This is a genomic window from Halomonas sp. DP4Y7-1 (assembly GCF_019800705.1).
Classification (GTDB): domain Bacteria; phylum Pseudomonadota; class Gammaproteobacteria; order Pseudomonadales; family Halomonadaceae; genus Halomonas; species Halomonas litopenaei_A.
The window spans coordinates 375,489-388,293 of the sequence record NZ_JAHVKS010000004.1 but is presented as its reverse complement, the minus strand read 5'-3'; the positions used below and the strand labels follow the sequence as shown (position 1 = coordinate 388,293).

Sequence of the window (12,805 nt, the reverse complement as noted above, 5' to 3'; positions counted from 1 at the left end):
AGCTCAGGAGGAGGCGCTTCAGCGGCTTTGCGCCTCGCCATCCAGCGTTTGACGCTGGGTTTGTTGCTCTCAATTCACCCTCCTGATGGCTACACTACAAATAGTCTTTTCAGATCGGGAGGGTTGGCGCTTTACATCCTGCTGAGAGTTCATCGATGTTGACATTTACAATCTTTGTCTAACTCACTCATCGCCTGCCAAACCGACAGCCACTCTCTAAACGACCTGATTGGCAACAATAAGCAGCCAGAGCAAGTATGAGCCAGAAATCTTTAACCAAGTAATAATCATTCGTCAAAGAGAAGGCTATCAGTGAGAGCACCATTCCTAAAGCAAAAGCACTGCCAGATAATGTTTGCCTGATGGCACTCAGCAGCAATACTGTAATAAAAGTCACGTAAGCGAGAAACCCTAAAACCCCGCTTTCGAAAAGAATCCTCGCAAAAGAATTGTGCGGATTGTTCTCCATCAAGCTAAGCAAATTTCCAGGCCCCACACCGAATAAAAAATGTTGCAAATCACTTGAATAGGAATGCCAACCAAGCATCAATGAGCTCAGCCGAGCCGCGGCGCCACCACCGCTGTCTGCAAATCTTCCAAATAATAACGTAAAGACATCTGCAGCAAATCCAGTCTCATATAGCAGGAAAGAAAAACACGCTAAGATAAAAATGGCTATACATATAGTTAGATTAGTAATAAAACGTTTCTCTAAAAAAGTCACTAGAATGAATAACGATATAGCAAGAATAGCACCGCGCGACAGAGAAAAAATCACACCCAACGATATTAAAAAGACACATATCCACGTTACTTGTTTTAACCTAAAGAGGTATAAACTTACAAAAAAAGAAAACAACATTGATAGCGAGTAATAATTCGGATTATTTAAAAATCCCATCACCCGCACATTACTTCCCCTAATATAAAGCAAGCCATCGAAATGACTATATCCTATAATTTTCATTCCCCATGCAAGCACATAGATGACAGATAGGAGCGAGGTTACTCTTACGAAAATAATAAGTGACGTGTTGTTTTCTCGTGATTCCAAATACTGAAAGAAAATAGCAAAAACAACCATTCCATACAATAGTATAAAAACCGTATTTAACGTTGTGGCTTCGTGCCGAACGGCAACAAAAAAAGATAAAACGTAAAAAAAGGCAAAGAGCAGCAAAATAAAAATCAATTTCACAAGATATCTATTTATCTTAACTTTTCTTGCTACAAAGGCAAATAGTGCAGACAGCAATAATACTTCCGTCACGCCGCTAGGAAGAACATCCCGCAAGTGAACCGCCACCACAAAAAGCAGTCCTACTGTAATCTGCCTAGTCATTTGTAGTACTCTAACACCCTCACCAAATTGCGTCATAATATCTCTAACTATAGTGTCATCAGCACAATTTAAACTCTACTCCATCCGGCCCATATCCGAAAACTCTCGAACAAGGCTACGTATTATGAACTTATTAAACCGGATGCATATACAACGTTTTTTTACTTCACTAAACCGAGAAAACCTTATCTTCAATTCATTGTAATAGTTTTTTCATCAGCTCGCTGACAGAGTTATATACCTTTCACTTTACTGTCAACTGTTAATGACATTGTCGCACATTCCTTTGTACTTTTAAGTTTTCATAATAGAGAAATTGCTTTCTTTACAGTGACTATCTGATCTAAAAACTTATAATCCAATTCATACTCATACACCTGTTTTAATTATGTCTTGGATCAAATTAAACATGCCTAACGCGCCCCCCCCCTACAAACCCGATAGATATCACCACAGTGGAGGCATGGCCAGCATGTACGTAACTTCAATCTATTGCATCACAATCAATCTTTTTTTATGACAAACCTAATTGAATCAATTTCTTCTTTTAGAGCGCCTTTTACACAGTAACATAGCGCAAAAAAAATCATATAATACACTAAACTGTGAAGTAGAAAGCTAGGTATTCCCTCATTTTCATTGATTCCGAAAAGAAAGACATACACGCTAGTGGCTATCGCCGCCAGGCAGAAATGCTTTACATGATGAATTAGCACATGCAAACAACTAAACGAAATAATTTTCCATACCATAACCATCATTAAAAAATAATTTAGCATCACAGCTACAACTACTCCTACAGCGACTCCCTCTACTCCCCACGTCGAACCCACAACAGCAAAAATAACTACAAACGATGCATACAAGACCTGAATCGTTGCGCGTTTATATACACGCCCTACAGCCATAACCAAATTATCACTATATTTATAGCCTATTCTAAAAGCCATAGCAAAAGACAGGATTTTTAAAATTGGTGCCATTTCTATCCAGCTTTCTCCAAAAAGGATCAGCACTATTTCATTCGAAAAAACATAGCAATAAAACGCAACAGATGAAAACAATAAAGATGATAGCAAGACTGATGAAACATAGAGCCTGGAGAGATTCTCATAGTCACTTTTCATCTCAGCCATAATCGGAAAGTAGACTTTGTCTACTACACTTCCAAACATGATCGCAGGGAATGTAACTATTTGATAAGCTCTGCCATATAACCCAAGTTGTTCGGCACCCAGAAGCTTTCCTATTACAATATTATCTCCTTGTCCTGCAGAAAAATTCGCCACCCTTGCTAACGAATAGCCTACGCCAAATGTCATCATGTTTATCGCACTTTTCACGTTAAATCCAAAACGTCTGGAGTCAAGTGCACATATAAGCAGCAAGGCGAGCATCACTACGGACTGTGTCAAATGTGCAAAAACAAGCGACCAGATGCCATAGCCATTAATAGACATGCCAATTGAAACGAATCCATATCCTAACAAATAACTTATGAAAATATAGGACGACAACCTCTTAAAGCGCAGTCTTCTTTGCATTAGTGACTGGCCAACAACTGATAGTGAGGCAACTGGTAGCATCAGAGCAAGCACTTTTAGCACATCCTCAAGCTGTGGCATCCCAAAGAAGTCCGCCAGCCCTGCAGACGAAAGGTAAATTGCTGATGCGCAAACCAGCCCCAATGATAACGAGATAACGTTAGCAGTGCCGATATCTACTACGCTAATATTTTTTTTCTGGACTAAAGCAGGCCCAACCCCAAGCTCCGAAAAAACCTTCAAGAAGGACACAATAATTACCGCCAAACTTACCACACCAAAATCTTCAGGAGATAGAAATCTCGCTAGAACTAATAGTGAGGCAACCTGCAGTATGTTCTGCCCTATTGTACCCATGAGCATCCAGAAAAAACCTACCTTTCCGCTTTTTTTCAAGCTTCTATTTACCAAAAAGAATATACCTCGACGTCCAAATCCTTGGGAAACCACTGATCGGCAATTTGCATGCTGTTTAATATTTTTAACAGTGGCATGCTTTTCAGGGTTCTTTACATTCGACCAAACTAAAGACTCATAGCTAATAGGCTTCAAGCCGGGTCACCTAGTTCCCGCAACCTCATTTATTAGCCTAAAAGAAAGTTTTTCTACTATTTAGTGCAATCATACTTTGTGCTCCCCTCCGCGCCCCCTCACTCCCATGCACCAACCTCACCTCCCCCACCGGTTCCTTGGTGCTTTGCACAAAGTTCTGCAGGTCTTGTTGGTCTGCATGGGCGGAAAAGCCGGAGATCGTCTTGATCGCGGCGTTGACGGCGACTTCTTTATCTTCGAGGCGGACGTGGCTGCCTGGTGTTGCCCTCTGGATGTCTCGCCCTGGGGTGCCTTCGGCTTGGTAGCCGACGAAAAGCACGGTGTGTCTAGGGTCTGGGAGCAGTCGTGCGAGGTAGTTGACGACGCGACCTCCGGTGGCCATGCCGCTGGCGGCGATCACGATGGCGCTGGTAGTCGTCTCGGCCAGCCGTTCTACCATGACGAGGTGGTCATCGTGGCTGTCGATGGTCACAAGGCCATCGAAGCTTAGGGGGTGGCGGCCGTCCTCGAGTCGCTGCTTCGCTTCACTGTCCCACCAGGGCTTTAGCTCGCGGTAGACCTTGGTAAACCTAGCAGCCAGTGGTGAGTCAACAACCACCATGGGTATCGGAGGCGCTTGGCTGGGCTCGGGGCCTGGGCTTTCTGCCTTGTGCTGGCCCGGCAGGTCGTGCAGCAGGGTCTCTATCTCATAGAGGAGCTCTTGCGTGCGGCCGATGCTGAAGGCCGGAATGACCACGCTACCGCCCTCGCGCTGTGCACGATAAATCATTTCCTTGAGCTGTGCGCGCCGCGTCCTGCGGCCTTCATGCCGACGATCCCCATAGGTGCTTTCCAGCACCAGGACGTCGGCTTTTTCCAATGGGGTGGGGTCCGGCAACAGCGGAGTGTCGGGCGGCCCCAGGTCCCCCGAAAAGACGTAGCGATTATCCAGACTGGCGCGCTGGTCCTCAACATCAATTTCAACGTATGCAGAACCGAGTATATGCCCCGCGTTCTGGAGACGCACCTTGACCTTGAGTTGGTCTTCGTCTATGCAACTTTTCCAGACACCATAAGGACTTGGCTCAAGATGCATCTCGACTCTATCAAGAAACCGCTCGATGAGTCTTCTATCTCTGGTAAAGCCAATTTTCAGTGCATCTTCAATTACCAGCGGTAGTAGCTTGGCACTGGGCGTGGTACAAATTATGGGGCCTGTGAAGCCGGCGGCGAGAAGATAAGGAAGGCGCCCGACATGGTCGATATGCACGTGGGTAACGACCAGCGCAACGACATCATCGACGGAAAATTCGATCTGGTGGCGCTCGAAGCTGCTCTGCCCTTTCAGTTCGCTGCCCTGAAACAGCCCGCAGTCGATCAGAATGGCCTGGTGTGGGGTGATCTGGAGCCGGTGACAGCTCCCGGTGACGCCGTCGGCGCCACCGTGATGCACAATCGCCGGAAAATCCGACGGTAAACGATTTTCTTCAGTGGATCTGTCGGACATTAGCGACCCTTTGGCGTTTGCTGCGTTATTGACGCTTAACTGCCGAGGGCGTCATCAACATCCATAACGGGAGGAATGATCAACTTCACCGCTTCCGTCTTGAATTTCTCTGAGGAGGGGGTTGCGTATAGCTCACCGTCCTTATCCGCCGTGCCGCCGGTTCCTTGTACGCCTGCCGTGTACTTCACACTGGAGTCCAGACAGGCAGACCAGGAATAGGCGTCCTTCAGCCCCGTGTTAGCCACGTCCACCTCCGCAAGAGTTCCGTCTATCGATAGCGCCGTTCGTGCGGCCGCGAGCTCCTCCTTGCAGGCATTCACCGCCGCTCGCTTTTGAAAGTTGGTGTACTGAGGTATCGCGATGGCGGACAGCAGGCCAATGATGGCCACGACCACCAGCAATTCGATCAAGGTAAAGCCACCCTGCCCTTGCCGCTGTGTCGGCTGTGTCTGCGTCGCGGCGCGTGGTTCGGCAGCCGAAGCCGTGGTGGTGGGCTTTTGCATGGCACTCGCAATACGGACTTCAGTGCACGCTGTCGCCGCGTGTGACGGATGGTGTGCGTCCATGACGACTCTCTCCTCAATGGGACTTGACGTATCGCCGGACCGGGAGGTGCGGCGGGGAATATCGGGATAGTACGCCGGACCTCGTGCCGCGCAGGCCTGAGCGCGCTGAAACCTTGATATGCGTCGGGTTGCTAGCGCAAAACACGCGCTGCGGCGCAATTGACCACTCGCTGAGGCGTAAACTGGCGCTATTGTCGACGCTGGATACTGGCTCGCAGAGGAACCATTGTGCCGTTTGATCAAACTGTGGGGGACAGACACGCCCAGGGGCCACACAGCGGCCTGGGGCAACGTCTGGTGGCCCTGGGCCTGCTGCCACCGCTGGAGGCGCTACGCGCCGAGCACGACGCCCTGGCCCAAGGCAGCACGCTGCTGCGCCATCTTGTCGAGACGGGACGCGTCGAACCCGGTCCCGCGACTCGCGCAGCGGCGGAGGAGTACAACCTCGACTTTACCGATTTGAGTACGGTGGTGGCGGAGCAGCTGCCGCCCCTCAGCCACTTCCCCCAGGCGTTACTGCGAGAACACCAGGTACTGCCCCTGGTCCTGGATGACGACCATCTGCACGTGGCCGTGCCCTACCCGTCCACGCTCGCTCGCTTGGGTGAGCTGCAGTTCGTGGTGGGCAAGCCACTAAAACCCGCCCTGGCGCCCATGGACAAGCTCTCCCTGCTACTGGACGCCTACCTGGGTGAGGCCAATGCCGAGGATATTGCCGATGCCATTGGCGAACTGGGCCCTGAGGCGCCACCAAGCCGCAGCCAATCCGTTGCAGCGCAGGGCCAGAGTCGCGGTGAGCGTTTCAACCGGGCGGAGCCGCGCCGGGTAGCAGCAGACGACAGTGAGCTCGACGAGGACCTTAGCAGCGGCCAGACGGCTAGCCTCACCAGCCAGGCAGACGATGCCCCGGTGGTGAAGTTCGTCAATACCATCCTGCGTGACGCGGTCAGAAAGCGCGCCTCGGATATCCATTTCGAGCCCTTCGAGGACCGCTTTCGCGTTCGCTTTCGCATTGATGGGCTGCTCCATGAAGTCGCTCAGCCGCCGTTCAACCTGCGCAGCCGCATCGCCTCACGCTTGAAGGTCATGGCGCGCATGGATATCTCCGAACGGCGCCTGCCGCAGGATGGCACCATCAAGGTCCAACTGGACGACGGCGAGGATATCGATTTTCGCGTCAACTCCCTGCCTACGGTCTACGGCGAGAAACTGGTGCTGCGCCTGCTGGCCTCCGCCACCGCCCGTATCGGGATTGAACAGCTCGGGTTTTCACCCAGCCAGCGCCAGCTGTTCGAGACGGCCCTGGCGAGCCCCCAGGGGATGATCCTGGTGACTGGCCCCACCGGCAGCGGCAAGACGGTCACTCTTTACACGGGCATCCACTTGCTCAACAGCACCGAGCGCAATATCTGCACCGCAGAAGATCCGGTGGAGATCAAGCTGCCTGGGATCAATCAGGTCAACGTGGCGCCACGTATCGGGCTGGACTTCGCCCACACCCTGAGGGCCTTTCTGCGCCAGGACCCGGACGTGGTGATGGTGGGGGAAGTTCGCGATCGGGAGACCGCCGAAATCGCGATCAAGGCAGCCCAGACCGGCCACCTGGTGCTATCGACGCTGCACACCAACTCCGCCGCCGACACGCTCTCCCGGCTCGCCAACATGGGGATCGAATCCTTCAATATTGCCAGCGCGGTCACCCTTATCGTGGCCCAGCGTCTGGCAAGGCGCTTGTGCCCCCACTGCAAGGTGCCGGTACAGCTACCCGAAGATGTGCTGATCCATCACGGGCTGAGTCCGCTACAGGCCCAGCAGGGCAGCTTCTATGACGCCGTCGGCTGCCGCCAGTGCACCCAGGGCTACAAGGGTCGTGTGGGGCTGTTCGAGGTCGTGCCGGTGGACGAGCACATGCGCCGACTGATTCTCAGCGGCGGCAGCGCCGACGAGTTCGACACCCTCGCCCGCAGCCAGGGCTTTCCCAATCTGCGCCGCAGTGGCCTGGAACGGGTGATGGAAGGCGTCACCAGTCTGACGGAGGTCTGCCGCATCACTACGGCGTAGCGGCTTTCCTCTTTCCTCTAACTCTTGATGCGAGATGCAGACCACGTGCCCTTCCGCGACCGTTCGTCCTCTCCCTCACCCTCGCCTGTGTATCGGGATCACCGCCAGTCCACTGGCGACGGTCCCGGTGCTGATCCTGGTTCTGGTGCTGGTCCTGGTTCTAGTTCTGGTGCTGGACATGGAGATGATCACAGCGGAACGGATCAGAGCACTCGCCTGATCGCCGGCCTGCCTACCGGCAGGGAGCGCGTCGCTTCACCTCCCCCTGCTGTCGACGCTTTTCATCACCCCATCGGCGGCCCGGGTGTCAGGCCTGATGTGCGCTCAGGTGCTCGAGCAGATACGGCTGGGCGGTCAAGGTCCGCGCAGCAACGGCAGCTCTGCTGGAAGTGGAAGGGAGAAGATCGCCAGGGCCTGGCCTGCACCGGCATGCTGCTGGCATCGAAGCGACCCGATGCGCAGCGTCAACTGCACCTGCTGGGCATCACGCCGCGTAAGCTCAAACCCGCCGGCAAATTGGCCCGATACCAACGACAGATCAAGCCCAGGGACCTGATGCTGTTCTCCCGCCAGCTAGCCACCCTGCTGACTGCCGGTGTGCCATTACTGGAGGCCTTTCGGGTGCTGGCTGACAGCCTGTCCAACCCCGCCATGCGGTTGATCGTGCAGGCCTTGGGCATGGATGTCAGTGCCGGTGCCAGCCTGGCGCAGGCGCTGTCCCGACAGGGAGCCGCCTTCGACAGCCTGTACGTCAATCTGGTTGCGGCAGGCGAACAGTCGGGCACCCTGGACCAGATGCTGGATCGCCTGGCCAATCACCTCGAAAAACGCGAGCTGCTGAAGGGGCGCGTGCGCAAGGCGCTCTGGTATCCCGCCACGGTGGTGGCAGTGGGTATGGCGGTCAGCGCGATCCTGCTGATCAAGGTGGTGCCCCAATTCGAGCAGATGTTCGACGGAGTGGGCGCGAGCCTGCCTGCCATGACCCAGTGGACCATTCTGCTGTCGGAGTTTGCCCAACGCTGGTGGCTGGCCACGCTGGGAAGTCTGTTCACCTTGATCGCGACGGTTCGTTGGCGGGTGGCGAAGTCCCAGGCGGCCCGTCTCAAGCTTCACGCCCTGTCGCTGCGGCTGCCGGTGGTGGGGACGATTCTGGATCACGCGGCGGTGGCGCGCTTCTGCCGCACCCTTGCCACCGCCTTTGCGGCGGGGGTACCGCTGGTAACCGCACTGAAAACCGCTGCCGGTGCCTGCGGCAACGATGTCTATCGCCGGGCGGTGTTGGCGCTGCAGGCCGATGTCGCCAGCGGCCAGCGGCTGCACCTGGCGATGCGGCGAACAAAGCGCTTTCCGTCGCTAGCCTTGCAGATGGTGGCGATCGGGGAAGAAGCCGGCGCCCTGGATAGCATGCTAAGCCGGGTAGCCGACCACTATGAGCGTGAGGTAGATGACCGGGTCGATACGCTGACCAGCCTGCTGGAGCCGCTGATCATCGTGGTGCTGGGGGTGGTGGTCGGCGGCCTGGTGCTGGCGATGTATCTGCCCATCTTCCAATTGGGCAATGTGGTGTAACGGGCTCTCATCCAGGCACGACGCGTCGAGGGTATCGTTAAGCCCAGTCTAAGCGCTGTCAGTTCAGGCCGGTAATGGCGGCCTGACAGACCTCTTGAGCGGGCACCCTTAATTGTGCAGCCACACCGGAGTCCCTGGGGGGGCCTGATCGAACAGCCTCAGCAGGTCGTCGTCCCGCAGTCGAATGCAGCCGTGGGAGTCGGCCACGCCCATAGGCTTGTCCGGTGGAGTGCCATGGAAGTAGATGTAGCGCCGCTGGGAGTCGACGTTACCGCCGCGATTGACGCCCCGTTCCAGGCCGCACAGCCATAAAATGCGCGTCAGTATCCAATCCCGATCGGGGTTGTCACGGCCCAGCTCGGCGTCGAACACCTCTCCGGTTGGCCGGCGCCCACGGAAGACGGTACCTACTGGCTCTCCGCCCCCAATAGCAGCGCGAATGTAGTGCCAGCCCAGCGGCGTCTGGCCGCTGCCCTCTTGCTGGCCAGTGCCGGCAACGCCGGTCGACACCAGGCACTGCCAATCCGGCTGCTTGCCCCGCCATAGGGTCAATTGCTGGGTGGAGGTGTCGACCTCCACCCACACGCTATCGGCGGGCGGCAATGCTTCAAGTCGCGGTGTCTGCATCGTCTCTCCCTGTTTGTGTCCGCTGCAGCTGTACCTGCCGTGTTGCCTGTTCGACGCGTCACCGCCCGGGTGGTTCCGATGCGGCTTTGGTGTCGGGCCTGGCTTTAGGTTCTGGCTTCGGGCTCTGGCTTCAGGCCTGAGAACTGGCCTGCGGCGGCTCCGGCTTCGGGCTCTGGCTTCAGGCCTGAGAACTGGCCTGCGGCGGCTCCGGCAAGGGAGCCTTCATGGCCGCAACCACCACCGGCCGCATCCGGCGTGCCAGGTCGCGCACCGACACGTGCTCTTCGTAGTCCTTCTCGGCGATGTCGCGCAGGGCATCGAGGCCAGACAGGGTAAAGATGACGGTACCCAGCACAAAATGCAGGCGCCAGAACCGTTCAGAATCCGGCAGCTCCGGGGTCGCCTTGCGTACCAACGCCACAAAGCGGGTAAACACGGTGCCGTACTGGTCCTGGATATAGCGGCGCAGGTGCCCCTGGGCCTGGCTATAGGCCAACCCCAGCAGGCGCATGAAGACCTTCAGGCTATGACGCTCCGCCGGGACTTCCAGCACTGTTCTGGCCATGGTCTCCAGCAGCACTTCCAGCGGGATGACCTTGCTGCCGTATCCACGCTCCAACTCATCGATGGCCGCGTGGAAGCGGTCGGAGAACGGGTCCAGGTAGCGCGAGAAGACCGCCTGGATCAGCGCCTTCTTGGAGCCAAAGTGGTAGTTGACGGCGGCCAGGTTGACCTTGGCCTTGCCGGTAATGTTGCGCAGCGACGTTTCCGCGAAACCTCGTTCAGCGAAGAGGACCTCGGCGGTGTCCAGAATGCGAGTCACGGTATCGGTCTGGGCCATTCGCGGGCTCCGTCCAGTCAGTCAGGGCAGTTGGAAACAATTGTTTGAATGTTAGCCGGAGTGTAAGGGAGGCGCTCTCTACGCACAATCAACCATCGCAGACGGCGTTTGAAACGTGTGCATCAGTCCGCTCATACCGGTGCCACGACGCCTCTCACCCAGCGCGCGAAATTCGAGGCAGATCACCGTTTTACTGGATAGGCATCCATACTGTACACTTCACCAAGGGTGCTGAAGGTACCCGCTGTCTGGCAGCACGCTGGGGTTACCCAGCCGCTGCCGTCCTGACTCACCGCCGCCCGTGGGAGGCCGCATGACACGTCCCCTGACCCCTCGCCAGCAGAACGTCTATGACTTTATCGTCAAGACCATGAACGAGCTGGGGTACCCGCCGACCCGTGCGGAGATCTCACGCGCACTGGGCTTTCGCTCCCCCAACGCCGCGGAAGAGCACCTGCGCGCGCTGGAACGCAAGGGCGCCATCCGGGTGATTCGCGGCACCTCGCGAGGCATTCGTCTGCCAGCCCAGGAAGCCGACACTACTGCCGCCAACGATGCGCCCCAGGACACCAGTCCCGTCCAGGGCCTGCCGATCATCGGTGAAGTCGCCGCGGGTAGCCCCATCCTGGCCGCAGAACATATCGATCGTTACTGCCCGCTGCCGCCTGACTACTTCACACCGCGTGCCGACTACCTGCTGCGCGTGCGCGGCCTGTCGATGAAGGACGTTGGCATTCTGGAGGGCGACCTGCTCGCCGTGCACCGTACTGAACGCATTCGCAACGGCCAGATCGTGGTGGCGCGCCTCGAGGACGAGGTGACCGTCAAGCGTTTCCAGCGCGACGGACATCACGTCACCCTGCAGGCGGAAAACCCGGACTTCGCTCCCATCACCCTGGACCTGCGGCGGGACAGCCTGGACATCGAGGGCGTTGGGGTCGGTGTTATTCGCGGTGGCAACGGCCAGGCCCTGGGTTAATAGAAAGGTTAATGCGAAGGTTGGTGCTGCGGTTAATGCTGGGGTCAACACTGAGATTGACGCTGAGCTAGGCCGAGACCCCGCCTCACCCTTTCGGATGGATGATTAGACGCCGCGCCGCTGCCAGGCCAGACCATGACGGAACCGGTACGCAAGATTCTTCACGCCGACTGCGACTGCTTTTACGCCGCCGTCGAGATGCGCGACAACCCGGCCCTGCGGGATGTCCCGCTGGCCGTGGGTGGCGCCCGTGAGGGGCGTGGCGTCATCACCACCTGCAACTACCCGGCGCGCAAGTTCGGCATCCATTCGGCCATGCCGACTTCCCGCGCCCTGCGCCTGTGTCCTCAACTCACGCTGGTGCCACCCAACTTCGACAAGTATCGCGAGGTCTCCGCCCAGATCCAGGCCATCTTCCACGAGCTGACGCCGCTGGTAGAGCCGCTATCACTGGACGAGGCCTATCTGGACGTTACCGATGTCGCAGGCTTCAAGGGCAGCGCTACCTGGATGGCCCGCTGGCTGAAGGAGCAGTGCCTGGCGCGCACCGGTATCACTGTGTCCGTCGGGGCTGCACCGTCGAAGTTTCTCGCCAAGATCGCTAGCGACTGGGACAAGCCAGACGGCCTGACGGTCATCCCCCCGGACCAGGTCGAGTCCTTTGTGCTGGCCTTGCCCGTGCGCAAGCTGCACGGCGTGGGCCCGGCTACCGGGGCGCGCCTGGATGCGCTGGGCATTACCACCTGCGAAGAGCTGCGCGCCCAGCCCATTGATCGCCTGCTGGACGAATTCGGCAAGTTCGGCCGCCGCCTGTACGAACTGGCCCGCGGCATCGACGAGCGGCCGGTCAAGGTAGAGCGCGAGCGCAAGTCGATCAGCGTCGAAAGCACCTACGGACGCGACCTGCCCGACTTGAGCGCCGCCCAGCTGGCACTGGTGGAGCTGTGCGAAAAGCTCAAGGCACGTATCGACCGCAACGGTCGGCCGCCCCTGGCTGGCGTGTTCGTGAAGGTACGCTTCGATGACTTCACCACCACCACCCTGGAGTCCCGCGGCCTGGAACCTGACCCCGCGACCTTTGCGCAGCTGCTGGACCAGGCCTGGCAACGGGCACAACGTCCGGTGCGCTTGCTTGGGGTTGGCGTCAGGCTGGTACCACAAGAGGCGCGTCAGCAGCTGACCCTGCCCTTCTAGGTGCCCGCTATCCCCGCTCATCATCATGCTGCAACGTGCGAACG

General features: G+C 56.7%; 10 protein-coding genes. 4 read left to right on the top strand and 6 right to left on the bottom strand.

Features of this window, described 5'->3' with window-relative positions; all coding sequences use genetic code 11:
• Window positions 1-187 precede the first annotated feature (187 nt).
• The 4 genes from KUV72_RS10625 to KUV72_RS19980 form a co-directional block, all read right to left on the bottom strand.
• Entirely contained in the window at window positions 188-1,378 is a 1,191-nt protein-coding gene (locus KUV72_RS10625; protein WP_222238290.1) for an O-antigen ligase family protein, read from the bottom strand.
• Window positions 1,379-1,845: 467 nt separating this feature from the next.
• Entirely contained in the window at window positions 1,846-3,438 is a 1,593-nt protein-coding gene (locus KUV72_RS10620) for a lipopolysaccharide biosynthesis protein (protein WP_222238288.1), read from the bottom strand.
• Window positions 3,439-3,475: 37 nt separating this feature from the next.
• Window positions 3,476-4,924 (bottom strand): MBL fold metallo-hydrolase, encoded by a 1,449-nt coding sequence (locus KUV72_RS10615; RefSeq protein WP_222238286.1) that lies wholly within the window; start codon window positions 4,922-4,924, stop codon window positions 3,476-3,478.
• A gap of 35 nt (window positions 4,925-4,959) precedes the next feature.
• On the bottom strand, window positions 4,960-5,490 hold the full coding sequence (locus KUV72_RS19980; protein ID WP_315857879.1) for a prepilin-type N-terminal cleavage/methylation domain-containing protein: 531 nt from the start codon (window positions 5,488-5,490) through the stop codon (window positions 4,960-4,962).
• A gap of 228 nt (window positions 5,491-5,718) precedes the next feature.
• Between KUV72_RS19980 and pilB the strand changes: the two genes are divergently transcribed.
• Both pilB and KUV72_RS10600 read left to right on the top strand, forming a co-directional pair.
• Window positions 5,719-7,551 carry a type IV-A pilus assembly ATPase PilB gene (gene pilB, locus KUV72_RS10605; RefSeq protein ID WP_315857878.1) on the top strand — a complete coding sequence of 611 codons (1,833 nt, stop codon included), beginning with the start codon at window positions 5,719-5,721 and terminating at the stop codon, window positions 7,549-7,551.
• Between the two features lie 429 nt (window positions 7,552-7,980).
• Window positions 7,981-9,120 (top strand): type II secretion system F family protein, encoded by a 1,140-nt coding sequence (locus tag KUV72_RS10600; protein WP_261317440.1) that lies wholly within the window; start codon window positions 7,981-7,983, stop codon window positions 9,118-9,120.
• A gap of 108 nt (window positions 9,121-9,228) precedes the next feature.
• On the opposite strand, the gene KUV72_RS10595 is transcribed toward KUV72_RS10600, so the two are convergent.
• Both KUV72_RS10595 and KUV72_RS10590 read right to left on the bottom strand, forming a co-directional pair.
• On the bottom strand, window positions 9,229-9,747 hold the full coding sequence (locus KUV72_RS10595; RefSeq protein ID WP_222238284.1) for a L,D-transpeptidase: 519 nt from the start codon (window positions 9,745-9,747) through the stop codon (window positions 9,229-9,231).
• Between the two features lie 178 nt (window positions 9,748-9,925).
• Window positions 9,926-10,588, bottom strand: a complete 663-nt coding sequence (locus KUV72_RS10590; protein ID WP_222238283.1) for a TetR/AcrR family transcriptional regulator — start codon at window positions 10,586-10,588, stop codon at window positions 9,926-9,928.
• Window positions 10,589-10,901: 313 nt separating this feature from the next.
• Here KUV72_RS10590 and lexA point away from each other — a divergent pair, with 313 nt between their 5' ends.
• Entirely contained in the window at window positions 10,902-11,567 is a 666-nt protein-coding gene (gene lexA / locus KUV72_RS10585; RefSeq protein ID WP_222163118.1) for a transcriptional repressor LexA, read from the top strand.
• A 135-nt stretch (window positions 11,568-11,702) separates the two neighbouring features.
• A complete protein-coding gene (gene dinB / locus KUV72_RS10580) occupies window positions 11,703-12,761 on the top strand; it encodes a DNA polymerase IV (protein ID WP_222238282.1) in 1,059 nt (352 codons plus the stop codon).
• Window positions 12,762-12,805: the final 44 nt, after the last annotated feature.

Bases quoted from the DNA above. Each gene is read 5' to 3' on its own strand.
- KUV72_RS10625 (WP_222238290.1), bottom strand. From the start codon at position 1,378: ATGACGCAATTTGGTGAGGGTGTTAGAGTACTACAAATGACTAGGCAG.
- KUV72_RS10615 (WP_222238286.1), bottom strand. From the start codon at position 4,924: ATGTCCGACAGATCCACTGAAGAAAATCGTTTACCGTCGGATTTTCCG.
- KUV72_RS19980 (WP_315857879.1), bottom strand. From the start codon at position 5,490: ATGGACGCACACCATCCGTCACACGCGGCGACAGCGTGCACTGAAGTC.
- KUV72_RS10600 (WP_261317440.1), top strand. From the start codon at position 7,981: ATGCTGCTGGCATCGAAGCGACCCGATGCGCAGCGTCAACTGCACCTG.
- KUV72_RS10595 (WP_222238284.1), bottom strand. From the start codon at position 9,747: ATGCAGACACCGCGACTTGAAGCATTGCCGCCCGCCGATAGCGTGTGG.
- KUV72_RS10590 (WP_222238283.1), bottom strand. From the start codon at position 10,588: ATGGCCCAGACCGATACCGTGACTCGCATTCTGGACACCGCCGAGGTC.
- lexA (WP_222163118.1), top strand. From the start codon at position 10,902: ATGACACGTCCCCTGACCCCTCGCCAGCAGAACGTCTATGACTTTATC.
- dinB (WP_222238282.1), top strand. From the start codon at position 11,703: ATGACGGAACCGGTACGCAAGATTCTTCACGCCGACTGCGACTGCTTT.